The sequence below is a fragment of the Streptomyces sp. NBC_01408 genome (assembly GCF_026340255.1).
Lineage (GTDB): Bacteria > Actinomycetota > Actinomycetes > Streptomycetales > Streptomycetaceae > Streptomyces.
Window position 1 is genome coordinate 176,330 of the sequence record NZ_JAPEPJ010000002.1, and the last position, 26,133, is coordinate 202,462.

The following is a 26,133-nucleotide window of genomic DNA, read 5'->3' on the forward strand; positions in this document are numbered from 1 at the left end:
CGTCACGCCCGTCAGAAGTCGCCGTAGTTGACCTGCCAGGTCGGCAGGCCCATCCGGCGCCAGACTGCCACGACCCGGTCGCGGTCGTCGAGCGAGACCCGTACCGCGTACCGGTGGCGTACGTGCGCGTCGAACAGCTCCGCCTTGACCAGGTCGTCGCGGCGCGTGTCGCCGGCCGCGCGCATCCACAGCTCGTCGTACGGCACTTCGTGCCGCCGCAGCCAGGACTCGGTCTGCGGACGGTGCTCCTCGCTGCGCCCCGACAGCAGCACGATCACATCGCCGTCGGCCCGCCGGAAGGCGTCCAGCGCGTGCCGTACCGACTCGTTGAGCAGGTCGAGCTCGCAGCGCAAGAAGTCGTACGGCCCCCGGTTGCCGAGCAGCGCGAGGGTGCCGTCGATGTCGCACATCACGGCCGAGGGCAGCGCCGGGTCCGGGACGTACGGCTGCACGGGCGGCACGGCCGCCCCGCCGGACCCGCCGTTCATCCACTCCGCCGTCAGCCGCCAGCCGCCCTGGCGGGCCTTCTGGTGCTTGTCGGCCAGGATGCGGATGATCTCCTCGCCGACCTGGCGTTCCCTGGCGGCGTCCCGGCGCAGGCACTCCTCCAGCGGCACGTCGGTGAAGTCGTGCACGACGAAGGTGGCGAGTCCGCCGACCGCCGCCTTGAGCCGCTTCGGAATGTGCTTGGTCAGGTGGGTGTTGTCGACGACCACGTCGAAACCGCCGTCGACGGCCGCGCGGACCGCCGCGTCCTGGACCTCCAGCACGGTCTGCTCGTGTGCGAAGGACCGGCCCCGCTCGGGGTCCGGCAGGTCGAGCATGGCCCGCAGGTCGTCCAGGTTGACCCGGCGCATCCGGCCGCCGGACTGCGCCTGGAGGGCGCGCGCGGCGGTCGTCTTGCCGGAGGCCGGCAACCCCGTCATGACGTGCACGACGGGCAGCGGGGCCTCCTGCGCATCCGCTTCGCCCGCCGCGTCATCCCGGACGGCGGGACCGCGTACGGCGGGGGCCGCCGGACGGGCCGCGGCCGGTACTGCGGCGCGCGGAGCGGGCGCGGGAGCCGGAGCGGGTCGGCGTGTTCCCGCGGGCTCTTCCGCGCCCTCCTCGTCGGAGGTGTACGCGTCGGCCACCTCCGGCCGTACGTGGCGCCAGGTGGTGAGGTCGGTCGGCCGGCCGTCGAGCCGCTGGAACATCGCCGGGCGGACCTCCCGGTCCGGCAGTTCCTTGACCGCGCGGGCGAAGGCGCCCCGGTCGGCCGCCAGGTGGACGAGGCCCGCGTAGGCCTCGTCGATGGCGCGCTCGTGCGCCGCGGCCCGCTCCTCCAGCCGGGCGATCACCTCGCGCACCCAGGCGTCGAACTCGTCGGGCACCTGCTCCAGCAGCGCGTCCAGCGGCTTGCCGCCCGAGGCCTCCACCTCGGCGACGGTGCAGTTCAGGCCCTGCGCGAGCCGCTTGGCGGGCAGGCCGGCGAACCGCTGGACGCCGTAGCCGCGCCAGATGTCCCGCTCGTTGACGCCGGTGAGCACCCGGTGGAGCCGTACGTACTCGGACAGCTTGGCCTTGGCGCGCACGCCGGAGGCGAAGCGCAGGACGAAGCCCTCGGCGTCGGTGCCGGTGGCCGCGGCGCCGCCGGGCATGGTGCTGGACTCGGTCAGCGCGATCAGCTCGTCGAGGGGCATGGCCGGCCACACGGTGACGACGGAGCCGATGCCCTCCCAGTGGGCCGCGGCCTCGGCGAGCGGGACCTCGGCGCCGTCGCGGCCGAAGGCGGCGAGGAGGACGAGGTCGCGGCGGTCGCCGTAGTTCACGACGATGCGGTTCTGCGGGAACAGGATCTCGGCGAGGTAGGTGACGCCGGGGCGCAGCGCGGAGGTGTCCTTGCCGTCGAGGCGCCGCTGGGCCCAGGTCGCCTGGGTGCTGATGAAGGAGCCCTTGGAGGCGACCCGCCAGTGGCCCGCGTAGTGGAACACCACCGCGAGGCTGCCGTCGACCTTGTCGTACACCTCGAACGGCTCGTCGGGGAGTGCGGGTGCGTACGGCATGCCGGCCTGGTGCTCGCCGACGTTGAAGAACTTCGGGAGGGGCAGAGCGACGACCGCGCCGGTGGTGTCGTCGGCGACGAGTCCGCGGCAGCGTGTGGTGACCTGGTCCCAGACGCCTTCGTACTGGGCCGTCCGCGTGTACGTGTAGATCGACAGCGGCAGTTCGGGGTGCGACTTGCGGGTCACGTACCCGGCGGCGATCGACTCGGCCAGTGCCTGGGCGGGCACCAGGTCATGCAGAGTCAGGTGCTCCTGGCTCATGGGTTCCTCCCGGTTTGAGATGGTTCATTCTCATGTGCGGGAGGGGGTGTCCGGTAGTCAATTATGCCTGGTCGCCGCGGCACCCAGTCGGTTGATGTCCTGGGGGCGCAGGATGTGGCCGGGCACTTGGGTGCCGGGCGTGGCGACGGCGATCATGGCACGACCGAAGGTGTCGGAGGTGATGACGAGGTTCGGCGCGACCCGCCGCAGCAGCGGGACCAGCGGTGCGGTGACTGCGTAGAGCACACGGTAGAGCCGGGTCTTGGAGGGCACACCGCGCACCGGCTGGACGATGCCGGGGCGGAACATGTATGCGCGGAAGGGCAGTTCCAGCAGGTCATTCTCGGTCTTCCCCTTGACCCGGGCCCACATGGAACGGCCCCGCTCGGTGCTGTCCGTGCCTTCGCCGGAGACGTACACGAAGGTCAGACCGGGGTTGGCGGCGGCCAGGGGGCGGGCCACGGCGAGCGTCAGGTCGTGGGTGACGCGCCGGTAGGCCTCCTCCTTCATCCCGAGGGAGGAGACGCCGAGGCAGAAGAAGCAGGCGTCGTAAGCGGCCGGGTCGACCTCCGCGGCGGACAGGTCGGACGGGTCCGCCTGGACGCGCTCGCGCAGTTTGGGGTGGCTCACGCCAAGCGGGGTGCGTCCGATGGCCAGGACGCTGTCGACGGAGTCGTTGCGCAGGCACTCGCGCAGGACGCCCCGGCCGAGCATGCCGGTCGCGCCGAAGAGGATGACGTTCACCTGACGCAGTTTAGGTGGAGTCAGGGTTGTCGTAGCAGATGCAGAGTTCGTTGCCCTGCGGGTCGGCGAGGGTGGTCCAGGTGAAGGGGCCCTGGCGGCCGTCGTGGAGGAAGGTCGCGCCCTTGGCCAGCAGGCGGTCGACGACGGTCTTCGGGTCGTCGGAGCCGATCCGGACGTCGAGGTGCACGCGGTTCTTGACCGTCTTGGCCTCGGGGACGTACTGGAAGAGGACCCGCGGCGCGCCGTCCAGGCCCTCCGGGTGGCGGATGCCGGTGCCCGCCTTCCAGACGAGGGTGCCGCGGTGGGTCGTGGTGTCGGACTCGCTCGCGTGGCCCGCGGCGATCAGGCCGCGGATGAACGCTTCGTCGCTCGGCTCGACTTCCCAGCCGAGTGCGTCGGCCCACCAGTCCGCGAGCGGGTGCGGGTCGGCCGAGTCGATGGTCACCTGGAACGTGTACGCCATGCCGGGACCCTACTGAGACCGGTCCCCGGCTGCCACCGGACACGGCCAGGGAGGGATCGGATGACGTCGACGGCCCGGCGCGGCATCCTGCGGCCGCTGGCGGCACTGCTCTTCCCACCGGGGCCGCACGGCCCGGGCGGGGCGGGCGGTCCGGGGGGTCCGGGCGGGGCGGAGGGTCCGCACGGGGTGCTGCCGCCGCTGCTGGTCGTACTCACCTTCGTCAGCGGGGTGGTGGACGCCGTGAGCTTCCTCGGCCTCGATCACGTCTTCGTCGCCAACATGACCGGCAACGTGGCCTTCCTCGGCTTCGCACTGGCCGGGGACCGGGAACTGTCCGCCTGGGCCTCCCTGCTGGCGCTGGGCGCGTTCCTGGCCGGGGCGACGGCCGCCGGCCGGCTGCGGCGCGGCCGTGCGGCGCGGCTGATGTTCGGGCCGCTGGTGGGGGCGCAGGCCGTCCTCGTGGCCGCGGCCCTCGCAACGACGACGACCGCGGGGGGCGCGGGCCAGTCGGCCGTCGTCGCCCTGCTGGCCCTCGGGATGGGACTGCAGAACGCCGTCGTGCACCGGCTCGCCGTCCCCGATCTGACCACCACGGTCGTCACCCGGACCCTCACCGGCCTGGCCGTGGACCCGTGGGGAGCCGCATCCGTACGCCGCCTGGTCTCGGTCGGCGCCCTGCTGTGCGGGGCACTGGCCGGGGGCCTGCTGACGCTGGGTCACGGGCCGGGGTGGACGCTGCTGACGGCGGTCGTCCTGCTCGTGTGGGTGGCGGTCCTGGGCTGCCGGGCACGTACGGGGATCAGCCCGGGCGGGCGGCCAGGCGCGAGGTGACCAGCGCGGCAAAGGTCAGCAGCCAGGCGGCCACGGCGATCCAGAGGAGGACCTCGCCCAGGGGGCGCAGCAGGCCCACGCCGGTGGGTCCGGCCGCGGAGAGGCAGGCGGTGGCGGTCATGCCGAGCGGGAAGACGGTGGCCCAGCGCCGGATGTCGTAGCGCGCCCGCGGGTGGCGCAGTTCGGCGCCGAGCAGGACCACGTACCAGACGAGGGACAGGGCGAGCGTCACCAGGGTGACGGTGCGCAGCGCGCTGTGCGCCCAGCCGGTCCATACGGGTGACGCGGTCAGCTTGGCTCCGGCCAGGGCTGAGATGGAGAGGGCGCCGCCCGCCACCCAGTGGTCGCCCGCGCCGCCCGACACCTCGCGGAAGTCGAAGCGTACGAGCGCCAGCGCGTAGAGCAGCAGCCCGAGGCAGAAGGCGGCCAGGGCCGCCCGGGCCAGCCAGTCGTGGTGGCCGGCGGTGGCGAGGACGGCCGCGAGGACGGCGAGCCCCTGGGTGGCCACGCAGACGAGGAAGGCCGCACCGGGCACGCGGCGGCGCCAGTGGTGCACGACGGCGATGAGCAGGCCGGGCCACAGGGCGGCGGCCAGCGCCAGCAGCGCGGCGGCGAGGGTGGTTCGGCCGAGCTCGGCCACCCGGGCGCCGAGGACGGTGGTGGCGGCGACGGCGGTCAGCGCGGCCGGGGTGTCGGCCTCGGCCCTGAACCGCCCGCGGTCGTGCAGCAGCCGGGTCGCGAAGTCCGCGGCCAGTACGCACCACAGCGCCGCGGCGACGGCCAGCGCGGCCAGGGACAGCAGGTCGTGTCCGGTCAGGTCCAGTCCGACCGAGAGGATTCCGGTGGCCATGACGGCGGCGCCCGCGGCCGGTGGCAGCCCGCGCCACCAGTCGCGGCCTGGTAGGAGGCTCACTCCACAAGCGGACACCACCGGCCTGCGGCCCGCCAGCGGACCGGACGTGATCGGGGCCGGCGGGCCGCGGGGCCGTGACCGCGTGGCGAATCGATTCCGCCGGCTCGTCGAGCCGGACCCCGGCGCCGGCGGGTCCGTAGGGGACGAGGGTGCGGACGACCGCACGGATGACCGGACGGCGGCGCGGGCCACCGAGCCGGCGGCAGGAGGGGAAGGCCCCGAACACCGGTTTCCGACGGCCTGGCCTGGGGGCTTCCGGCCGTCGCGCGGTGTATGCAGGGGGGATGGACCTCCGGCCGCCGCGTACGACCCGTACGCCTCGTCATCGACCGCGCAGGACGGGCCATGCGCAGCTCGCGGTCCCGTTCGCACTGATCGCCCTGGTGACCGTCGTCGACATCCTCGCCCCGCCCGAGGTCCACCTGGGTCCGTTCCTGGTCGCCGCGCCCGCCATCACGGCTTCGTTCGCGGGGCCTTGGATGACGGGGTTCGTGGGGCTCGTCGCCGTACTGGCCCAGGTCGTGGTCGCCGCCGTGCGGACCAGCCTGACCGATCTGAACCACACCTTCCAGGTCACCGCGCTCATCATGATCTCGGTGTTCGTGACCCTCTTCGCCCACCTCCGCGAGGTGCACGAGAAGGAGCTGATCCAGCTGCGCTCGGTGGCCGAGACCGCTCAGCAGGTGGTCCTGCGGCCGCTGCGCGAGCAGATCGGTCCGCTGCGCGTCGCGTCCGTGTACCTGGCCGCTGCGGCCGAGGCCCAGATCGGCGGCGATCTCTACGCCGCCGCCCGTACGGCCACGGGCACCCGGCTGATCATCGGCGATGTCCGCGGCAAGGGCCTGGAGGCCGTCGGGGACGCGGCCCTCGCCCTCGGGGCCTTCCGGGCTTCCGCGCACCAGGAAGCCGATCTGCCGGCGCTGGTGACGTACCTGGAGGGGGCGGTCTCCCCGGACCTCGACGACCCCGAGGACCGGGGCGAGAGCTTCATCACCGCGGCCGTCCTGGACATCCCCGACCGGGAGCCGGTGCTGCACCTCGTCAGCTGCGGCCACCCGCCGCCGCTGATGCTGCACGGCGGCCGGGCCGTGCCCCTCACGGTGGACCAGCCGGCGCCGCCGCTGGGCCTCGCCGGGCTCGTGGAATCCGCCGTCGCCGCGCAGTCGTTCGGCTTCGCGGTGGGTGACGTCCTGCTGCTCTACACGGACGGCGTACTGGAGGCCCGTGACAGCTCCGGGGCCTTCTTCCCCCTCGGGGAACGCGCGGCCGCCCGCTTCGGCCAGGACCCCCACACGCTCCTGGACGGCCTGTGCGCCGACCTGCTCGCCCATGCGGCGGACAACACCCTGGGCGACGACGCCGCGATGGTGGCGATCGAACGGCTGCCGTAGCCGGGGGGCGCCCGGGGCAGCCTGCGATGGATGCTTTTGTCACGGATTGCACGGTGGTGGCTCCGGACGCATGGTGGGCTTGCACATTCCCCCCAGGAAGGAACACCTCGTCATGGGCAAGGCAAAGGCAAAGGCCAAGCAGATGAAGGGCAAGCTCAAGGAGTCCACGGGCAGCGCCATGGACGACCACCGCATGCAGGCGGAGGGCAGCGCCGAGCGGATGAGCGGCAAGGCCGAGGAGATGGCTGCGAAAGCCGACGACAAGATGAACAAGGCACGGGGCAAGCACTGACCCCGACGCCCCCGGCATCCGCCCGGGCCGCGCCCGCCAGCCACCCGGGCGCGGCCCGGGCGTGTCCGCACCCGCCTTGGCCTTCGCCTCCGCCTCCGCCTCCGGGGTCCGCGTCCGCGTCGCCCGAGATCATCTGCGAGAGCCAAAAAAAAATACATCGGCCGGCGATGTCGAGAACCCGTGACTGGCTCCGTCCCCGGGGTGAACGCGACCAGAATGGGTCACACCAGCACGAGGAGAAGCACGATGGCCAAGTACCTGCTGCTCAAGCACTACCGCGGCGCCCCGGCCCCGGTCAACGACGTGCCCATGGACAAGTGGACGCCGGAGGAGATCTCGGCCCACGTGCAGTACATGAGCGACTTCGCGGACCGGCTCGAGGGGACCGGCGAGTTCGTCGACGGTCAGGCACTCGCCCCCGAGGGGACGTTCGTCCGGTACGACGGCGAGGGTCGCCCGCCGGTCACCGACGGCCCGTTCGCCGAGACCAAGGACCTCATCGCCGGCTGGATGGTGATCGACGTCGACAGCTACGAGCGCGCCGTCGAGCTGGCCGGGGAGCTGTCGGCCGCCCCCGGGGCGGGCGGGAAGCCCATCCACGAGTGGCTGGAGGTGCGCCCGTTCCTGTCCGCGCCGCCCACCGTCACGGAGTGACCTCTCAGGTGAACGAGGCCCTCCTCCGGAGCCTCACGCCGAGCGTGCTCGGGATCCTCGTCCGCCGCGGCGCAGACTTCGCGGCGGCCGAGGACGCCGTGCAGGACGCGCTGGTCGAGGCGGTCCGCGTCTGGCCTGACGACCCTCCGCGGGACCCGAAGGGCTGGCTGGTCACCGTGGCCTGGCGCCGGTTCCTCGACGCGACCCGGGCCGACACCGCCCGCCGCCGGCGTGAGGACCTCGTCGACGAGGAACCGGCGCCCGGGCCCGCGCCCGCGGTGGACGACACGCTCCAGCTCTACTTCCTGTGCGCCCATCCGTCCCTGACGCCGTCGTCCGCGGTCGCGCTCACGCTGCGCGCCGTGGGCGGGCTGACCACCCGCCAGATCGCCCAGGCCTACCTGGTGCCCGAGGCGACCATGGCCCAGCGCATCAGCCGGGCCAAGCGCACCGTCTCCGGTGTGCGGTTCGACCAGCCGGGCGACGTCGCCACCGTGCTGCGCGTCCTCTACCTGGTCTTCAACGAGGGGTACTCCGGCGACGTCGACCTCGCCGCCGAGGCCATCCGGCTCACCCGGCAGCTCGCGGCCGCGATCGACCACCCCGAGGTGGCGGGGCTGCTCGCCCTCATGCTGCTCCACCACGCCCGGCGCGCCGCCCGGACCACGTCCGACGGCGGCCTGGTGCCGCTCGCCGAGCAGGACCGCGGGCGGTGGGACACCGGGTCGATCGCCGAGGGCGTCCGGATCCTGCAAGGGGCCCTCGCCCGCGACCGGCTGGGCGAGTTCCAGGCCCAGGCCGCCATCGCGGCACTCCACGCCGACGCCCCCACCGCCGAGGAGACCGACTGGGTGCAGATCGTCGAGTGGTACGACGAGCTCGCGCGCCTGACCGACAGCCCGGTCGTCCGGCTCAACCGCGCGGTGGCCGTCGGCGAGGCCGACGGACCGCGCGCCGGCCTGGCGGCGCTCGCGGCGCTGGACGCCGCACTGCCCCGCCACACCGCGGTGGCTGCGTACCTCCACGAGCGCGACGGCGACCCGGCGACGGCGGCACGGCTGTACGCCGAGGCGGCCCGGAAGGCCCCCAACGTCGCCGAGCGCGACCACCTGACGCGCCAGGCCGCCCGGCTCAACACCCGCCGGTCTCACTGACGGACGTTCCTGCCGCTTCCTCAGCCCCCTCTTACCCCTTCCTTAAGCAGAACCTAAGACTCATACACCCCGCCCCCAAACGAACGAATGTCCGTTTCCGGGCGGCTAGCGTGCTGCCGACCCCAACTCCCCAGTAACACAGAGGCAGGCACGCGATGAGCAGCACAGGCGGTCACCGGCGCAGGGCGAGCCGTACGGCGAAGGTCACGGGCGCGATCGGGGCGGCGGCGGTGATCGGCGGCGCGGCATTCGCGTTCAACGGCACCGCCCAGGCCGCCGCGGTCGGAGCCGTGTACACGAAGTCCAGTTCCTGGACCGGCGGTTACACCGGTCAGTACGTGATCACCAACCCCACCGGGCAGAACCAGGCGGACTGGACCCTTCAGTTCGACCTGCCCGCGGGCACGAAGATCGACTCCCTGTGGAACGGCACCCACACGGTCGACGGGCAGCACGTCACCGTGAAGCCCGCGAGCTGGAACCGGGAGCTCGGGGCGGGGGCTTCCGTCACCGTCGGCTTCGTGACGAGCGGCTCCGGCGCCCCGGGCGACCCGACCGGCTGCCGCATCAACGGGCTGAAGTGCTCCGTGGACCAGGGCGCCACGGCCCAGCCGAGCGGACGCCCCACCAGCCTTCCCACCCCCGCGCCGACGCCGACCGCGAGCACCTCCCCCACGTCCCGGCCGACCGCCACCGCGTCGCCGTCCCCCACCCCGACCGCGACCACCACCCCCGGCGGTGGCGGCGGCGCGCCCGCGGCCGGCGCGCGCTTCGCCCCGTACGTGGACACCTCGCTGTACCCCTCGTACGACCTCCTCGACACCGCGGCCAAGACCGGCGTGAAGGAGTTCCATCTCGCCTTCATCACCTCCGGCGGCGGCTGTGCGCCGCTGTGGGGCGGCGTCACCGATCTGGCGAGCGACAAGGTCGCCGCCCAGATCGGAGCGCTGCGGGCCAAGGGCGGGGACGTCCGGGTCTCGTTCGGCGGCGCCGCCGGGCACGAGCTGGCGCTGAACTGCGGGACCGTCGACGAGCTGGCCGCCGCGTACGGGAAGGTCATCGACCAGTACAAGCTCACCAAGGTCGACTTCGACATCGAGGGTGCGGCCCTCCCCGACACCGCGGCCAACGCCCGGCGCGCCCAGGCCATCGCCCGGCTGCAGAAGTCGCACCCGGGCCTGGACGTCGCCTTCACGCTGCCCGTCATGCCCGAGGGCCTGACCCAGCCGGGGGTGGCGCTGCTGGCCGACGCCCGGAAGGACGGCGTACGGATCGACGCCGTCAACATCATGGCGATGGACTACGGCCCGGCCTACAGCGGTGACATGGGGCAGTACGCGATCCAGGCCGCGACGGCCACGCAGGCACAGCTCAAGGGGGTCCTCGGGCTGTCCGACGCGGCGGCCTGGAAGGCCGTGGCGGTCACCCCGATGATCGGCGTCAACGACGTCGTGAGCGAGATCTTCACCGTCGAGGACGCCACGCAGCTCGTGGACTTCGCGGCGGCGAAGGGGATCGGGCGCCTCGCGATGTGGTCGTCGACGCGCGACAAGCAGTGCGCGGCCGGGGCCGTCAACTACGCCGATGCCACGTGCAGTTCGATCCTCCAGCAGCCGCTGGCCTTCACCAAGGCGTTCTCCGCCCTCAAGTGACCGCCGTACGGCGGCACTCCCGCTGACGCCCGGCGCGAACGGCGACGGGCGTCAGGGGGGTACGGGCGTCGGGGAGTACGGGTCGGACGGGAGACCGGTCAGACGACCTCGGTGTCGTAGAAGCAGAAGTGGTCCGCTATCCCGGCCGCCACCGCGTTCGGCTCGGGATAGCCCCAGACCACTGCGTCCGCGCCCGGCACCGACCAGTACACGGCTTCTCCCTTGAAGGGGCAGGTGGTCCGGGTGTCCGAAGGGGTCAGCAGCTCGGTGCGCACGTCTGCGGCGGGGAGGTAGTAGCGCACCGGGCAACCGGTCTCGCGCAGCACCAGGGGCCGCCGGCTCTCGGCGAGCAGCTGCCCGTCCCGTACGACGCGGATGTGCTCGGTGCCTTGACTGATGGTGATGTCGTGTCCAGAGGTCATGGCGGTTGCAGCACGGCCGGGGTGCTCGCCTATTCCTCCCCCCGCCCCGGCCGAGCGGGAACCAGGACTCCGCCCCCGTCGTTCTCTGCTCAGAGGGTGCGTGGGCCGGCCAGGCCCCTCCGGAAGAGGACCGCATGATGAGTGAGAAGGCCCGCAAGCTGTTCGACGCGCTCGATCTGAACGCGGACGGCACCCTGACCAGGGCCGAAGTGATTTCCGCCCTGCGGACCAAGGGCCCCACCCTCGCCGCCCAGGGCGATCTGCCGTTCTGGGGCGTGAGCGACGCCGACGGATCCTCGGCGCTCTTCGACGCCGCGAACCTGGACGGCGACGAGGTACTGACCTTCGAGGAGTTCTCGAGGGAGGTCGACCGCCGCTTCGGCTGGTAGCCCGGGACCGGACCGACAGCCCTCGGCCGGACCCGTCCGGGTGAAAGCAGTCCGGGCGGATCGTTCCTGCTCCGCGCCGCGCTGACCGGTTTCACCGCCGACGAGTTACGCGCCGTCGGCCTGGCCGCCGAGTACCTGGACCTCGTACGGGACCAGGTCGGCCCCGACCCCTACCGGCGGCTCGCCGACGCGGCCGAACCGTTGGAGGGCGAGGGCGCCGAGGGCGCCAGAGCGGTGATCCACCTCTGGTACACCGGCAGTTGGCCGGGGCTGCCCGGCCGCGGCGGACCGTTCAGGGTCTCGCCCGAGGCGTACGCCTCCAGGCTTGTGTGGCGGGTCATCGGCGGGCGCGCGCCCGGCACCCGGCCGCCGGGGTTCGGAAGCTGGGCCGAACCGGTGACAGCGCCCCTCGCCGCACCGCGCTCGGGGGCGGCGGCGGACACCGGGGCGGGAACGGCGCGATGACCGGGTCCGTACGGTACGACGTGATCGTCGTGGGCGGCGGGGTCGCCGGGTCCCTCGTCGCACGGCAGTTGGGTGAGCGCGGCCGACGCGTCCTGGTCCTGGAGGCCGGAGCCCGGACCGACGGTCCCGGACCGGCACAGGGGGCGGCGGCCCCCGGGCCCGAGGTCACCGATCTGACCGGCCTCGAAGGCGGCGGCTACCGCGCCGACGGGTACTTCGTACAGCGCGGCCCGCTGCCCTACGCCAGCGCGTACCTGCGGGTCAACGGCGGCACCGGCACCGTCTGGACGGGGCTGACGCCCCGGATGCTGCCCGAGGACTTCGACACCGAGGCCTTCGGGTACGGCCGCAGCTGGCCCCTCTCCTACCAGGACCTCGAACCGCACTACCGGGCCGCCGAGTACGAGATCGGGGTGTCGGCCGACGTCGAGGAGCAGCGGGGGCGGGTGGGCCTGACCTTCCCCGACGGCTACGTCTTCCCCATGCGGGCCCGGGGCTGGTTCGAGGTGGACATGCCCTCGCTCAACGGGCCCGCGGGCGAGGCGTGGAGCGTGCGCTGCCGCGCGGCCGAGCTCACCGGGGACGGCGGCATCGACCGTCGGGAGCCGGAGCTGTTCTCCTTCGGCGCACCCCCGGTCGCCGCCCACAACCGCCCGTACTACCTCGCCTGAGCTCCGGCCCGGAAGTCGGGTGATGTTCATACGCGGTAGGCCGTCCTTTCACGGAGCACGGGGCGCGGCGTTCGAACGATCAGTCGCCCCGGCCGTGGGTTCGATATCGGCCAAACTCCGACTACTCAATCGAGTAGTCGGGCCACTCGTTCCGGTAGTGGATCTTCAAGTAGTGCCCTGCTTACGATTTCGGAGGAATTCGATTGCGGATTTTCATTTGGTCGACAAGATCTGAAAGTGAGGAAAAGCTGTGGCTGTCCGCCGCACCCTCCCGCTCACCTCCTACCAGCGCGACATCTGGGCCGCCGAGTCCCGGACCCCGAACGACCCGCAGTTCAACGTGATCCTCCACGAGCGACTGTCCGGGGAAATCGACCTGCCGGCCCTGCGGGCGGCAACAGCGCACGTACTGCGCGCCAGCGATGCGTTCTCGCTCCGCTTCGGCGAGCGGGACGGAATTCCGTTTCAATGGTTCGAGGATTCCTCCCGCGCGGGCGACGAGGAATGGGTCGGCGAATTCGATCTGTCCGGGGAGAAGGATCCGGAGACGGCGGTCGAGCAGCTGAAGGAACGTTCCCTCGCCCAGCCCTTCGACCTCAGGGCCGGCGTCCCGCCCTTCGCCGCCGCCGTGGTCCGCGAGGGCGGCGCCGTCGTCCACCTGCACGTCAACGCCCACCACATCGTCGCCGACGCCTGGGCGCTGAACCGGATCAGCCTCAGGATCTGGGCGCGGTACGCGGAGCTCACCGGCGCCGCGGCCCCCCGCGGGGCCGACGGGGCCGCCGGGTCCGACAGGAGTGGCACGGCCGACACGGGCGGCAGGGCCGACGGCGTCGGCGAAGAGACGCCGTCCTACGCCGACTTCGCCGGGGCCGACGCCCGCTACGCGGGTTCCGCCGAGCAGGAGGCCGACCGCGCCTTCCACCGCGCGGCCCTGGACGGCGTGACGCCCGCGCTGTTCCCGCGTTCACCGGAACGGCTGCCCTTGGGGGGCGCCGAGCGGCGGGGACGGCACAGCTTCACCGTCGACGGGGAACTCGTGGCCCGCATCCGGAAGGGCGGCAGCTCCCCGTTCGCCTTCCTCGCCGCCGCGTTCGCCTCCTACTTCACCCGGGTGCACCGGACCGACGAGATCGTGCTCGGCGTCCCGTTCCTCAACCGCCGCACGGAGCGGGAGCTGGCCACCGTCGGCCAGTTCGCCAACAGCCTGCCGCTGCGCGTCCGCGTCGGCGAGGAGGCCTCACTGGCCGGGCTCGCCGCCGGGATCCGCGCGGACGCGGACGCCCTGCGCGGACACGAAAGGCTCGCCCTGGGCGACGTACTGCGCGAGGCGCCCGCCGTCCCCGGCGAGCGCCGGCTCTTCGACATCACCCTGTCCTACCTGCGCTTCCCCCGGCCCCCGGCTCCGGACGGCGTCGTCCACGAGACCGTCATCGCCGCTCCCGTCCACCACCAGGACGCCCTGTCCGTGATGGTGCACGCCTTCGAGGACGACGGCCCGCTGCGCGTCGACCTCGACTACGCCGTCGACGTCTTCGACGAGGACCTCCCCATCGAGGCCGTGGCCGCGCACCTCGGCCGCCTCCTGCGGGCGGCCGTCGAGGAGCCCGGACGGCCCGCGCCCACCCTGCCGGTCCTCGGGGCCGAGGAACGCGAGCGGCTGACCGAGCGGGACCAGGGGGCCGTCGTGCCCTACCGGGACGACATGACCCTGCACGGGCTCTTCGAGGAGCAGGCCGCCCGTACCCCGGAGCGGATCGCCGTCGTCGACGCCGCGGACCCGGGCGGTGCGCTCACCTTCGCCGGGCTCGACGCCCGGGCCGAGCGGGTCGCCCGCGCCCTGCGGGCCCGTGGCATCGCCGCCGGCGACCGCGTGGCCGTCCTCCTGGAGCGCGGCCCGCACACCCTGCCCGCCCTGCTCGGCGTGCTCAAGTCCGGCGCCGCGTACGTGCCCGTCGACCCCGGCTACCCCGCCGACCGGATCGCCTTCCTGCTGTCCGACAGCCGGGCGGGCGCCGTCCTCACCGGTCCGGGCTCGCCGGAGCCGCGGACCCCCGCCGGGGTCCCCGTACTGCGCGTGGACGAAATACCCGACGCCGTGCCCGCAGCCGTGCCCGCCGGGCTGCCGGACGCGCTCCCGGTGCCGGCCGGGGCGGGCGCCGGGCCGCGCGACGTCGCGTACGTCATCTACACCTCGGGATCCACCGGCACCCCCAAGGGGGTCATGGTCGAGCACCACTCCGTCGTCAACCGGCTGGCCTGGATGCAGTCCCGGTACCCGATCGGCGCCGACGACGTCCTGCTCCAGAAGACGCCCGTCTCCTTCGACGTGTCCGTGTGGGAGCTGTTCTGGTGGGCCGTCGAGGGCGCCTCGCTGGCGCTGCTCGCGCCCGGCGGCGAACGCGATCCGCGCACCCTCCTCGCCACGATCGCCGCCCGCGGCGTCACGACGGCCCACTTCGTGCCCTCCATGCTGGGCCCGTTCCTGGACCTGCTGGAGGACCACCCCGTGCTGCGGGCCGACGCGGCGAGCCTGCGGCAGGTGTTCTGCAGCGGCGAGGCCCTCTCCCCGGCCCGTGTCGAGCAGTTCCACCGTGTCTTCGCCGGTGACGGGCCGCGCCTGGTCAACCTGTACGGTCCGACCGAGGCCACCGTCGACGTCTCGTACCACGACTGCGCCCCCGTACCCGGCGAGCCGGTGCGGCGCGTTCCCATCGGCCGGCCCGTCGACAACACCCGGCTGTACGTGCTCGACGCGCACGGCGAGCCGCAGCCGGTGGGCCTGCCCGGTGAACTGTGCATCGGCGGCGTCCAGGTGGCCCGCGGCTACTTCGAGCGACCCGAGCTGACGGCCGAGAAGTTCACCGACGACCCCTTCGTCCCCGGCGGACGCATGTACCGTACGGGCGACCTGGCGCGCCGTCTCGCCGACGGCTCCCTCGAATACCTCGGCCGGATCGACGGCCAGGTCAAGATCCGCGGGAACCGCGTCGAGCTCGGCGAGGTCGCCGGGGCCCTCGCCGCCGTCCCCGGGGTGCGCGACGCCCTCGCCGTGGACTGGCACAGCGCCACCCGGGGCACCCACCTCGCGGCCTACTACGTCGCCGACGACGAGCTCGACCCGCTCCAGCTGCGCGCCGAACTCGCCCGCACGCTCCCCGAGTTCATGCTCCCCGCGTACTTCGTGCGGATCGCCGCCGTCCCGCTGACGCCCAACGGCAAGGCCGACCGCCGGGCGCTGCCCGAACCGGCCGCGCCCGACACGCCCGCCACGGCGTACACGGCTCCGCGCACCGCCGTCGAGGAGGCCCTCGCGCAAGTGTGGGCCGAGGTGCTCGACGTGCCGCGCGTCGGAGTCCACGACGACTACTTCGCCCTCGGCGGCGACTCGATCCTGATGCTGCGCGTCCTGGTACGGGCGCAGAAGCGGGGGCTCACCTTCGATCTGAGCGACCTGATGCGCCGGCCCACCGTCGCCGCCCTGGCCGCTGTGACCGGGAGCGACGCGGCCTCGGGTGAATCCGTCCCGGACCTCGCCCCGTTCGCGCTCGTCGCCGGTGTGGACCGGGCCCGCCTCGAGGGCCGGGCCGACGCCTACCCCGTCAGCCGCCTCCAGCTGGGTCTGCTCTACCACAGCCGGGCCGAGCGGGACTCGGCCGTCTACCGCGACGTCTTCCAGTACAGCCTCGTCCTGGACTGGGACGCGGAGCTCTTCACGGGTGCCTTCGACCGGCTCGTGGCCCGCCATCCCGTCCTGCGGTCCTCCTTCGACCTCGGCGGGTTCTCCGAGCCCCTCCAGATCGTGGACACCACGGTCGAGCGCGCCCTGAACGTCGCCGACCTGCGCGGGCTGCCACTGGACGACGCCCGGAGCGAGATCACCGCTCACATCGAAGAGCGCCGCTTCTGGCCGTACGAGTTCGAACGTCCCCCGCTCTACCACCTGCGGGTCCACGTACTGCCCGGGACGGTGGAGCTGGTCCTCAGCTTCCACCACGCCCTCCTCGACGGCGGCAGCGTCGCGAACCTCGTCCGCGAACTCCTCCAGGACTACGCGCACACGCTCGGCCAGGACATCGGGCCCGTCCCGGAGCTCGACCTCCCCTCGGCCGCGCACCACATCGTCGCCGAACGGCGCGCCCTGGAATCCCCGCAGACCAGGGACTACTGGCGCCGCACGCTGGCGGGCTCCGAGCTGCTCCAGCTCGACGCCTTCCGGCCGCACACGGCGCCCGGCGGCGAGGAGCTGATCACCCGGCGCGTCGACCTGCCCGCCGGACTCGTCTCCGCGGTACGGGAGTTCTCCCGGGCCCACACCCTGCCGGTGAAGTCCGTCCTGTTCACGGCGCACCTGCTCACACTGCGCCTGTTCTCCGGCAGCGACGACGTGACCACCGGCCTGGTCACCCACGGCCGGCCCGCCCGGGAGGACGCCGAGCGCATCGCCGGCCTCTTCCTCAACACCATGCCGGTCCGGCTCGACACCGCCGGGGACAGCTGGCTGGCCGTCGTGCGCGACGCCTTCCGCGCCGAGCAGGACAGCCACCCGCACCGGCGCTACCCGCTCAGTGCCATCCAGGAGGACCTCGGCACGACGGTCCTCGACACCGCCTTCAACTACATCCACTTCCGCCAGCTCGCCGCCGTCTTCGGCCTGCCGGGCGTGCGTTCGCTGGACTTCCGCACCTGGGAGGAGACCAACTTCTCGCTCCTGGTCAACGCCGTCACCGAACCGGCCGACGACCGGATCTGGCTGCGGATGGACTACCAGGGACGCCTCTTCACCCCCGAGCAGGCCGACCTCTACACCCGGCGCTTCACCGACATCCTGCGCCGGGTCGTCGAACACCCCTCGGAGCGGGCCGACTTCGCCTTCCTCACCGAGGCCACCGCCCCGCTACCGGCGCGCCCGGCGGCCGCGCACGCCCCCGACGTCGTACGCGCCTTCGAGGCGCAGGCCGCCCGGACCCCGGAAGCCACCGCCCTCGTCTTCCGCGACCGGCGGCTGAGCTACGCCGAGCTCGACGCCCGGGCCGACCGCGTCGCCCGCCGGCTGCTGGCCCTCGGGGCGGCCCCCGGGGACCGGATCGGCATCGCCATGGACCGCTCCCCCGAGACCGTCGCCGTGATCCTCGGCGTCCTCAAGGCGGGCGGCGCCACCGTCCCCCTCGACACCGGCTACCCGCGCGAGCGGATCGCCTCCATGCTGGAACAGGCCCGGCCGTTCCGGGTGGTCGCCCACCGCGCGTACGCCGAGCAGCTCGGCGACACCTCCCCGGTGCTGGCCGCCGAGGAACTGTTCCCGGAGACCGCCGAAGCCGGCGGGGCGGACGGGACAGGCGGGACAGGCGGACCCGCCGAGGGACCGGGGGCGGACCGTACGGCCGCGGCCGGCCCCGGCGACGCGCTGCCCGTGATCGACCCGGACTCCATCGCCTACCTGCTCTTCACCTCCGGATCCACCGGCCTGCCCAAGGGCGTCGAGATGCCCCACCGTTCGCTCGCGAACCTCGTCGCCTGGCAGAACTCGATCCCCAGCGGCGTGATGGGCGGCACCACCGTCCAGTACGCGCCCATGAGCTTCGACGTCTCCTTCCAGGAGATCTTCTCCACGCTCTGCGGCGGCGGCACCCTGCTCCTGGTGTCCGAGGGCGAACGCCGCGACATGCCGGGCCTGCTGCGTCTGCTGGACCGCGAGGGCGCCGAGCGCCTGTACCTGCCGTACGTGGCCCTCCAGCAGTTCGCGGAGACCGCCCTGGCTCTGGACACCGTCCCCCGGACGCTGCGGGCGCTGCTCTCCTCGGGCGAGCAGCTGCGGGTGACCGACGAGATACGCGCCCTGTGCCAGGCCCTGCCCGGGGTCATCCTGGAGAACCAGTACGGGCCCACCGAGTCCCATGTCGTCACCAGCCACACCATGACGGGCGATCCGCTGCGCTTCCCCGCGCTGCCGCCGATCGGCCTGCCCGTCGACGGCGCGGAGGTCCTGGTCCTGGACGCGCGGATGCGGCCCGTGCCCCCCGGCGTCAAGGGCGAGATCCACCTGGGCGGCATCTGCCTGGCCCGCGGGTACGCGGGACAGCCGGAGCTCACCGCGGAGCGGTTCGTGCCCCGCCCCGGCGGAGCCCCCGACGAGCGCCTCTACCGGACCGGCGACCTCGGTCTGGTCCTGCCCGACGGCTCCGTGGTGTGCCTGGGACGCTCCGACGCGCAGGTCAAGGTGCGGGGATTCCGCGTCGAGCCGGCCGAGGTCGAACTCGCCATCACGCGCTTCGCGGCCGACCACCCCGGGCTGACCGGGGCGGCCGTCGTGGCCCGCCGCCGCGAGGGCAACGACTCCTTCCTCGCCGCGTTCCTGACGGGCGACCCGCAGCGGGCCGATCTGGAACAGCTGATGAAGCAGCTGCGCTCGGCGCTGCCCGACTACATGGTGCCCTCGCACGTCCAGTGGCTCCCGGAGCTGCCGCTCACCCCCAGCGGCAAGCGCGACGACAAGGCGCTGCGCGAGATGCGGCTGACGGCCTCGGTCTCCGCCGACGCCACCGCCCCGCGCGACGCGTACGAGCGCGTCCTGGCCGACATGCTCGGCGAGCTGCTCCAGCTGCCCGAGGTCAGCGTGCACGACAACATCTTCGACCTCGGGGGCACTTCGCTGACCGCGATGCGCCTCGTGGTGAGGATCGAGCAGCGCTTCGGCATCGGTGTCCCGCTGTCCGAGTTCATCTCCGCGCCGACGGTGGCGGAGCTGGCCGGCCGGCTGCGCGCCGGCGGGGCGGTGGCGGCCTTCGATCCGCTCGTGCCCATCCGGGTCGAGGGCGACCGGCCCCCGCTGTTCTTCGTCCACCCCATGGGCGGCAACGTCCTGTGCTACGTCCGCTTCGCCAAGTACCTGCCGCAGGACCGGCCGTTCTACGCCTTCCAGGCCGCCGGTGTGGACCCGGGCAGCGATCCGCTGCGCAGCGTGGAGGAGATCGCCGCGAGTTACGTGACGCGGATGCGCGAGGTGCAGCCGAGCGGCCCGTACCTGATCGGCGGCTGGTCCTTCGGGGGCTTCGTGGCCTTCGAGATCGCCCGGCAGCTGCGGGCGGCGGGCGAGGAGGTCGGCAGGCTGATCCTGCTGGACACCACGGCCCTCAATCCGGGGCGCCGGCTGCGCACCCACGACGACGCGCTGCTGGGCTGGTTCTTCTGGGAGCTGCTGTGGCTGCGGCGCGGCGGCGACTCACCCCTGGAGCTGATCCCGTCCCATCTGCGGGCCCTGGACGAGAAGTTCGACTTCATCGCCCGGCTCGCGGCGGACGAGGGGGTGCTCCCGGCGGGCAGCACCGGGGTCCTCGTACGGCGGCTGTTCGACGTGTACGAGGCGAACTGGCGCGGGGCGTTCGCGTACCGGCCGGAGGTGGTGGACCAGGACATGGTCCTCATCCACGCCTCGGAGCCGCTGCCCGAGGTCCTGGACTCCATGCACACGGCGATCGACTCGATGCACCGGGATCCGGCGAACGGCTGGCGCGAGCGCACCAGCGGCGAGCTCACGGTCCTCGACGTACCGGGCGACCATCTGACGATCATGGAGGAACCGCACATCGAACACGTGGTCCGGGTCGTGACCGAACTGATCGGGAAGTGAGGGCGGACATGAAGGCGATCGTGATCGGGGCCGGTATCGGGGGCCTCGCGGCCGGCGCCGCGCTGCGCGGGGCGGGCCTGGACGTCGAGATCCACGAACGGGCCACGGAGCTGCGGGCGGCGGGTTCGGGGCTGTCGGTGATGAGCAACGCCATCGCGGCCCTGGACTCCATCGGCCTGGACCTGGGGCTGGAGAAGCGGGGCAAGGTGCTGGAGTCGTACCACGTGCGCACCGCGCGGGGCCGGCTGATCAGGGAGTTCCCCTTCCCGTCGATCATCGCGCGGCTGGGGGTGCCCAGCGTGCTGATCACCCGGTCCGAGCTCCAGCAGGCGCTGCTCGCTGCTGCGGACGGCATACCGCTGCGGCTCGGGGCCGCCGCCCGCGAGATCGCGGTGGACGAGCGGACGCAGCAGGTGTGGGTGGGGTTCGAGGACGGCTCCGAGACCCGCGGTGACGTGCTGATCGGGGCCGACGGCTTCGGGTCGGCGGTCCGGCGGCAGCTGGTGGGCGGCCCGGAGGAGTCCCGGGACAGCGGTTACGTCTGCTGGCTCGCGCTGACCCCCTTCAGCCATCCGCGGTTCACGCCCGGCTCCGTGACGCACTACTGGGGCAGCGGCCAGCGCTTCGGCATGGTCGACATGGGCGACGGGCTCCTCTACTGGTGGGGCACCAAGAACATGCCCGCCCACGAGTCCGCCGACTGGCGGGGCGGAAAGAAGGGGGTGGCCGCGGCCTTCGCGGGCTGGGCCGAGGAGGTGGGGCAGGCCATCGACGTCACCCCGCCCGAGGCGATCCTGGCGGTGCCCTCCCGGGACCGGGTCTTCCTGGAACGGTGGGGCCGGGGGCCGGTGACCCTGCTCGGCGACGCGGCCCACCCCATGCTGACCAGCCTGGGCCAGGGCTCGGGGATGGCGCTGGAGGACGCCGCCGTCCTCGCCCGGCACCTGGGGGGCGCCACCGACGTGCCGCGGGCGCTGCGCCGCTACGAGGACGAACGGCGCGAGCGGACCCGGGGCATGGTCGCCGCCTCGCGTTCGATCAGCGAGTTCGAGCAGTCCGAGAACCCGGTGCGGCGGCCCGTGCGCGACGCGTACTTCCGCTTCATGCCCGAGCGCAAACTGGTGGCGACCCTGGAGGGCGCGCTGTCCTTCCCTGGCGCCGCCCGCCGCTCCGACCGCCTCCCCGGCCCCTCCGCTGCCCCTGCCCCTGCCCCTGCCCCTGTCACCGTGGAGGAGAGCGGCCATGCCCGCCCCCAGTAGGAAGCCCCTCGCGCCTCACGGTCGCGCCGTCCTGATCACCGGGGCCTCCAGCGGCCTGGGCCGGGCCTGCGCGCTGCACCTGGACCGGGTGGGCTTCCGGGTCTTCGCCGGTGTGCGGGACGAGGGCGCCGGCAAGGAACTGGAGGAGTCCTCACCGGGCGGCCTGCTGACGGCCGTACGGGTCGACGTCACCGATGCCGGGCAGATCCGCGAGGCCGCCGCCCGCGTCGACCGGGACACCGGCGGGCAGGGCCTGTGGGGCCTGGTCAACAACGCCGGGGTGTGCGTGCCGGCCCCGCTGGAGTGCGTACCGCCCGAGCGGCTGCGCTGGCAGCTCGACACCAACGTGGTGGGCCAGCTCGCCGTCACCCAGGCCTTCCTCCCGCAGCTGCGCAGGACGCGGGGCCGCCTGGTGAACGTCACCTCGGGCCTGGGGACGGTGGCCCTGCCGTACCTCGGCGCGTACGCGTCGGCCCAGTTCGCCAAGGAGGCGCTGAGCGACGTACTGCGCCGGGAGCTGCGGGAGTTCGGGGTCGGGGTGAGCGTGGTCCAGCCCGGGGCCGTGCTGACGCCGATCTGGGACAAGGTCACCGGGCTGGGCCGGGACGCGCTGGACGGCATGCCCGGGGAGCTGGCCGAGCTCTACCGCATCCGGTTCAACCGCTTCCTGTACGAGAGCGAGCGGGCGGCCCGGGCGAGCCGGACCACCCCGGCGGCGACGGCCGACAGCGTGCGCCGGGCGCTGACCGACGCCCGGCCCAGGCCCCGCTACCGGGTCGGGGCGGACGTGAAACGGCTGGCGGCCCTGGCGAGGCTGCTGCCCGACACGGCGCTGGACCGGTACCTGCGGCCGCCCGCCGGCTGAGTCCGTCCGCCCGGACGGGACCCGGGCGGACGGACAGGACCGGACGGGCGGACAGGACCCGGGCGGGCGCGGGCGGGCCGGGTCCTCACCCGGTGAGCCGTGGAGCGGCCTCCCGCTGCCGCTCCACGGCCCGCAGCAGGTCGATGCGCGAGCGGACACCGTAGCTGTGGAACAGCTTGCGCAGGTGGTAGTTGACGGTGTGCGGGGAGACCTCCAGCCTGTGGGCGATCTGCTGGTTGGTCAGTCCCTCCGCCACCAGCCGGACGACGGCGCTCTGCCGGTCGTTGAGCGGCACGCTCCCGGGCCGGCCCGGGTACCCGGGTCCGGGCCCGCCCCCGGGTACGGCGGTGCGCGCCGCCGGCACCCGGGGGCGGCGCGCCTCCTGGGCCTCGCGCAGCAGCGCCCGCTTGAGGGAGGCGGGCACCGAGCCCGCGATGAGGCGGCGCAGCAGTTCGCTGCGGAAGACCGTCCGTACGCCGTCGCTGTGCACGGCGCCCGTCGCGACGGCCTCGTCCATCAGCTGGACCATCCCCGAGGGCGAGGTGCGCAGCATCGGCGCCAGCACCTCGTACTCCAGCTCCCGCCCGAGGACGGCGGCCATGCGCAGCAGTTGGCGGCAGTCGGGCGAGAAGGTCTCCATCGTGGCGGCGACCTCCGCGCGCACCCGCTGCGGGAGCCGCCGGCCGGCGAGGTGCGCCTCGCCGTCGGCGGTCCGCAGGCCCTGCTCCTCGCGCAGTCCGGTCAGGAGGGCGACGATCAGCCGGGGAAGTCCCTCGGCCTGGTCGACGAGTTCGATGAGGGAGGGCGCGGCGGGCATCCCGAGGACGTCGGCCGCGAGCAGCGCCGACGCGCCGGGCGCCAGCGGGGAGAGGGTCAGCCGGTCGCGGCGTCCGGTCGGCGTGGCGAGCACCGCGCCGATGGACTCGGGGCCCTTGCCGCTGCGGTGGGCGACCACCGAGACCGCGTGGTGACCGTGCAGGCCCGCCCGCTTGGCCAGCAGGGTCTCCAGCGCCTCCGCCCCGAGCCGGTCGGCCTCGTCGATCAGGAGCAGCAGCGGCGGGCCCGTGTGTGCCCGGCCGAGGCCCAGGCCGGAGCGCAGTCCGTGCCGGGCGAACGGCCCGTGCTTGTAGCGGGGGCGCGGGGAGTCGTCCCGTCGCCCGGTGGTCGGGCGGTCGGCCATCGCGTACCCCATCTCCTGTGCCATGGTCGCGCACGAGCGCAGCAGCCTCGTCTTGCCGGAGCCTGGCGGGCCCTCGATGACGAGCAGGGCGCTCCCTTCGGTGCAGCCGTGCACCAGGACGTCGCGGATGTGGGCGAGTTCGCGCTCGCGTCCTCGCAGCGGAAGGTCGAGTGAGGTGACGAACACGGACGACCTCCGGGTCACATGAAGCCGTCGGCGGCCTTGCGGCGCACGGCGACGGTGCGGAAGCGGTTCGCGACGAAGGCGGCGTCGCAGTAGGCGGCGTTCCCGGCCGGGTTGAGGCCGGTGCCGTGCAGGTCGGAGTAGACGGCGGACTGGGTGAGGTACCAGTCCCCGGTGAGGTTCAGCGAGAGCATCACCCCGCTGTCGGCGCACGCGTCCTCCAGCGCCCGCTCCACTGCCGGGGAGGTGGTGTACGCGCCGACGGAGAGGGCTCCGCTGTGGCGGACGGTACGGGCGATCAGTGCGACCCCGTCGCGGGCCGAGTCCACGGCTGCGACGAGGACGACGGGTCCCGGCCACTCGGCCGCGAGGGTCACCCGGTCCCTGTCGCGCGCGGCGTCGAGCCGCAGCAGTACGGGGGTGCGCACGACCGCGTCGGGGAAGTCGGGGTGGACCACGGCGCGGGTGTGGTGGGCGACGGTGCCCAGCCGGCCCGAGTCTGCGAACTCGACGCGTTCGCGCACGTGCGGGGCGTAGAGCGCGCCCAGTACGGCGGCCGCCTCGGCGTCGTCGGCGAGCAGCCGGTCCAGGGCGGCCCCGAGGTCTGCGAGAACCTCGTCGAAGGTCTTGTGGCCCTGGTCGGTGGCTATGCCGTCGCGGGGCACCAGGATGTTCTGCGGGCTGGTGCACAGCTGTCCGCTGTAGAGGGCGAGGCTGAAGGCCAGGTTGTCGAGCATGTCGCGGTAGTGCGGGGTGGACTCGACGAGGAGGGTGTTGACGGCCGAGGTGCTCGTGTACACCTGCGCCTGGGTGGCGTTGACGGTGAGCCATCCGCCGAAGGCGGTCGTGCCGGCGTAGTCGACGATGGCGACGTCGGGGTGTACGGCCAGCCGCTTCGCCAGGTACTCGCCGGGCCGTTCGGGGGCGAGGGCGACGAGGTCCGGGGAGAAGCCGGCCTCGCGCAGCACCTCGCGTGCGGTGCGGACGGTCAGCGCCAGGGGCAGTACGGCGCGCGGATGGGGTTTGACCAGGACGGCGTTGCCGGTGGCCAGGGAGGCGAAGAGGCCCGGGTAGCCGTTCCAGGTGGGGAAGACGGAGCCGGCCACCAGCAGGGAGATGCCCCGGGGAACGGCGGAAAACGACTTGTCGAGCGCGAAGATCCGGCCATCGGCCAGTGGTTTGCGCCAGGTCAGCGCGGCGGGCAGCCGGGTCTGCTCGGCGTGGGCCTGCGCGACGGCCTCCAGTCCGCGGTCGAGGGCGTGGGCGGCGCCCGCGTGGAAGGCCATCACGGGGTTGTGGCCGCTGGTGTGCATGGCGGCCCGGGCCAGTTCGTGGCTGCGGGAGGCCAGCCTGGCGAGGATCTCCGCGCACACGGCCGCCCGTGCGTCGGGCCCGGCCGAGCGCCACGGCGCCATCGCCGCGCGCATCGCGGGCAGCAGGACGGCCGGGTCGCTGTGCGGGTAGGAGATGCCGAGCGGGAAGCCGTACGGGGAGACCTCGCCGCCGTCCTCGGCGGCGGGACCCACGGTTCCGTCGCGGCCGGGCTGGTCGAGGTCGAAGGGGCGGCCGAGCCGCTCCCGGAAGGCCCGCTCCCCCTCGGCGGCGCCCTGTTCCCCGTACGCGGCCGGATCTTCCGGGTAGGGGGACCAGTGCTCGCGGCTGCGCAGCACCTCGTGCGCCCGTGAAATCAACGGGAGATGCCGCTGCGTAAGCTCCGTTAACAAGACTTGCTCCTTACTTGAACTTGCGTCATCGTACGCAAACGCGCCGCGGGGCGCGGCTCGATATAGAGGGCGAGGGGCGGGGACCGGCCATCGAGGGCCGCGGCGCTAGGACAGGGTGCGGGGCGGTTCGGGCGGGTGCGCGGTTTCGGCCGGGACGGTGCGCAGCGAGGCCGGGTGCCGCGGCCGGCCGGCCGGGCCCGGGGGCGCCGCAACTGCCGCGCCGGGTCGCCCCGAAGCAGGCACGGGCGGGCACGGGCAGGCACGGGCGGGCACGGGCAGGGCCGGGATGGACAGGCGCCGCATCGCGCGGCGCGCCGCCGTACCGCTGCCGACCCCCCCGCGGCCGCGTCAGAGCAGGACGGCCCGCAGGACCCCTTCGAACTCGTCCGCCGTGGGCGGGGTGTCGGTCAGCAGCGCCTGCATCAGCAGGCCGTCCATGACCCCGCTCAGGATCCGCAGGCGGACCGGGTCGTCCGTATAACATCGCCCGAACTCGGCGATCGCCTCGAGCCAGTCCTGGGTGGGCCCGCGCAGCTCCGGGCGGCGGGCGGCGAGCAGGTACAGCTCGTACTCGGCGAGCAGGTGGTCCGGCCGGGCGACCACGGCCGACATCAGCTCGGCGAGCGCCCGCAGACCCCCGGGGCCGCCGCCGGTGCCGTCCGTCAGCGCGCGCATCCGCTCGGCGTCCTGGGCCATGCAGCGGGTCAGGGCGGCGGTGAGGAGGTCGTCGATGCTCTTGAAGTAGTACGCGGCGGCGGTCGGCGGCTGGCCGGCCTCGCGGGCGACGGCCCGGTGGCTCACCCCGGCCACGCCCTCGCGGGCGACGACCTGCACGGTGGCGTCGATCAGCTCCCGCTTGCGGCGCTCGCCCTTCAGGCGGCGGCCGTCCGTGGTCGGTTCGCCCACCGTCTCGCCCACCGTCACTCCCGCCCCGCGCCCGACTGT

20 protein-coding genes are annotated in these 26,133 nt (G+C 73.6%); 11 read left to right on the forward strand and 9 right to left on the reverse strand.

Annotated features, from left to right (window positions below; translation table 11 throughout):
* Positions 1-11 precede the first annotated feature (11 nt).
* Genes OG447_RS23300 through OG447_RS23310 form a run of 3 tightly spaced genes read right to left on the reverse strand, consistent with a single transcriptional unit; the run spans position 12 to position 3,513 of the window.
* Positions 12-2,306, reverse strand: coding sequence for an RNA ligase (locus OG447_RS23300; protein ID WP_266939116.1), 2,295 nt, complete (start codon positions 2,304-2,306; stop codon positions 12-14).
* Positions 2,307-2,363: 57 nt separating this feature from the next.
* Positions 2,364-3,050 carry an epimerase gene (locus OG447_RS23305; RefSeq protein WP_266939117.1) on the reverse strand — a complete coding sequence of 229 codons (687 nt, stop codon included), beginning with the start codon at positions 3,048-3,050 and terminating at the stop codon, positions 2,364-2,366.
* 10 nt (positions 3,051-3,060) lie between these two features.
* Positions 3,061-3,513, reverse strand: a complete 453-nt coding sequence (locus tag OG447_RS23310) for a VOC family protein (RefSeq protein ID WP_266939118.1) — start codon at positions 3,511-3,513, stop codon at positions 3,061-3,063.
* A gap of 60 nt (positions 3,514-3,573) precedes the next feature.
* Here OG447_RS23310 and OG447_RS23315 point away from each other — a divergent pair, with 60 nt between their 5' ends.
* Positions 3,574-4,344 (forward strand): YoaK family protein, encoded by a 771-nt coding sequence (locus tag OG447_RS23315; protein ID WP_266939119.1) that lies wholly within the window; start codon positions 3,574-3,576, stop codon positions 4,342-4,344.
* Here the strand turns inward: OG447_RS23315 and OG447_RS23320 are convergent.
* Positions 4,313-5,257 (reverse strand): tellurite resistance/C4-dicarboxylate transporter family protein, encoded by a 945-nt coding sequence (locus OG447_RS23320; protein WP_266939120.1) that lies wholly within the window; start codon positions 5,255-5,257, stop codon positions 4,313-4,315. The two genes, OG447_RS23315 and OG447_RS23320, sit on opposite strands and share 32 nt — an antisense overlap.
* A gap of 284 nt (positions 5,258-5,541) precedes the next feature.
* Here OG447_RS23320 and OG447_RS23325 point away from each other — a divergent pair, with 284 nt between their 5' ends.
* From OG447_RS23325 to OG447_RS23345, 5 genes are all read left to right on the forward strand, one after another.
* Complete coding sequence (locus OG447_RS23325) at positions 5,542-6,648, forward strand: PP2C family protein-serine/threonine phosphatase (protein WP_266939121.1); 1,107 nt, start codon at positions 5,542-5,544, stop codon at positions 6,646-6,648.
* Between the two features lie 112 nt (positions 6,649-6,760).
* On the forward strand, positions 6,761-6,940 hold the full coding sequence (locus tag OG447_RS23330; protein ID WP_266939122.1) for a CsbD family protein: 180 nt from the start codon (positions 6,761-6,763) through the stop codon (positions 6,938-6,940).
* Positions 6,941-7,186: 246 nt separating this feature from the next.
* Positions 7,187-7,594, forward strand: coding sequence for a YciI family protein (locus OG447_RS23335; RefSeq protein WP_266939123.1), 408 nt, complete (start codon positions 7,187-7,189; stop codon positions 7,592-7,594).
* An 8-nt stretch (positions 7,595-7,602) separates the two neighbouring features.
* Positions 7,603-8,748 (forward strand): RNA polymerase sigma factor, encoded by a 1,146-nt coding sequence (locus tag OG447_RS23340; protein WP_266940107.1) that lies wholly within the window; start codon positions 7,603-7,605, stop codon positions 8,746-8,748.
* A 155-nt stretch (positions 8,749-8,903) separates the two neighbouring features.
* Positions 8,904-10,400 (forward strand): cellulose binding domain-containing protein, encoded by a 1,497-nt coding sequence (locus tag OG447_RS23345; RefSeq protein ID WP_266939124.1) that lies wholly within the window; start codon positions 8,904-8,906, stop codon positions 10,398-10,400.
* A 98-nt stretch (positions 10,401-10,498) separates the two neighbouring features.
* On the opposite strand, the gene OG447_RS23350 is transcribed toward OG447_RS23345, so the two are convergent.
* Positions 10,499-10,822: a DUF427 domain-containing protein gene (locus tag OG447_RS23350; protein WP_266939125.1), complete on the reverse strand. Its 324-nt coding sequence runs from the start codon at positions 10,820-10,822 to the stop codon at positions 10,499-10,501.
* A 137-nt stretch (positions 10,823-10,959) separates the two neighbouring features.
* On the opposite strand from OG447_RS23350, the gene OG447_RS23355 reads away from it, so the two are divergent.
* The gene (locus tag OG447_RS23355; protein ID WP_266940108.1) at positions 10,960-11,211 is read left to right on the forward strand and encodes an EF-hand domain-containing protein; all 252 of its coding nucleotides are present in this window, start codon (positions 10,960-10,962) and stop codon (positions 11,209-11,211) included.
* 105 nt (positions 11,212-11,316) lie between these two features.
* On the opposite strand, the gene OG447_RS23360 is transcribed toward OG447_RS23355, so the two are convergent.
* Entirely contained in the window at positions 11,317-11,454 is a 138-nt protein-coding gene (locus OG447_RS23360) for a hypothetical protein (RefSeq protein WP_266939126.1), read from the reverse strand.
* A gap of 218 nt (positions 11,455-11,672) precedes the next feature.
* Here OG447_RS23360 and OG447_RS23365 point away from each other — a divergent pair, with 218 nt between their 5' ends.
* The 4 genes from OG447_RS23365 (at position 11,673) to OG447_RS23380 (ending at position 22,101) form a co-directional block, all read left to right on the forward strand.
* Positions 11,673-12,347: an FAD-dependent oxidoreductase gene (locus OG447_RS23365; RefSeq protein WP_266939127.1), complete on the forward strand. Its 675-nt coding sequence runs from the start codon at positions 11,673-11,675 to the stop codon at positions 12,345-12,347.
* 250 nt (positions 12,348-12,597) lie between these two features.
* Positions 12,598-19,977 (forward strand): non-ribosomal peptide synthetase, encoded by a 7,380-nt coding sequence (locus OG447_RS23370; RefSeq protein WP_266939128.1) that lies wholly within the window; start codon positions 12,598-12,600, stop codon positions 19,975-19,977.
* Between the two features lie 8 nt (positions 19,978-19,985).
* Complete coding sequence (locus OG447_RS23375; RefSeq protein WP_266939129.1) at positions 19,986-21,236, forward strand: FAD-dependent monooxygenase; 1,251 nt, start codon at positions 19,986-19,988, stop codon at positions 21,234-21,236.
* The gene (locus OG447_RS23380) at positions 21,220-22,101 is read left to right on the forward strand and encodes an SDR family NAD(P)-dependent oxidoreductase (RefSeq protein WP_266939130.1); all 882 of its coding nucleotides are present in this window, start codon (positions 21,220-21,222) and stop codon (positions 22,099-22,101) included. Before OG447_RS23375 ends, OG447_RS23380 begins: the two co-directional genes overlap by 17 nt.
* Before the next feature lie 85 nt (positions 22,102-22,186).
* Here the strand turns inward: OG447_RS23380 and OG447_RS23385 are convergent, their stop codons facing one another.
* The 3 genes from OG447_RS23385 to OG447_RS23395 all read right to left on the reverse strand — a co-directional run bounded on the left by OG447_RS23385 (position 22,187) and on the right by OG447_RS23395 (position 26,106).
* Positions 22,187-23,467: a LuxR C-terminal-related transcriptional regulator gene (locus OG447_RS23385; RefSeq protein ID WP_266939131.1), complete on the reverse strand. Its 1,281-nt coding sequence runs from the start codon at positions 23,465-23,467 to the stop codon at positions 22,187-22,189.
* Between the two features lie 14 nt (positions 23,468-23,481).
* Entirely contained in the window at positions 23,482-25,188 is a 1,707-nt protein-coding gene (gene paaN / locus OG447_RS23390) for a phenylacetic acid degradation protein PaaN (RefSeq protein ID WP_266939132.1), read from the reverse strand.
* A 348-nt stretch (positions 25,189-25,536) separates the two neighbouring features.
* Positions 25,537-26,106 carry a TetR/AcrR family transcriptional regulator gene (locus tag OG447_RS23395; protein ID WP_266939133.1) on the reverse strand — a complete coding sequence of 190 codons (570 nt, stop codon included), beginning with the start codon at positions 26,104-26,106 and terminating at the stop codon, positions 25,537-25,539.
* Positions 26,107-26,133 lie beyond the last annotated feature (27 nt).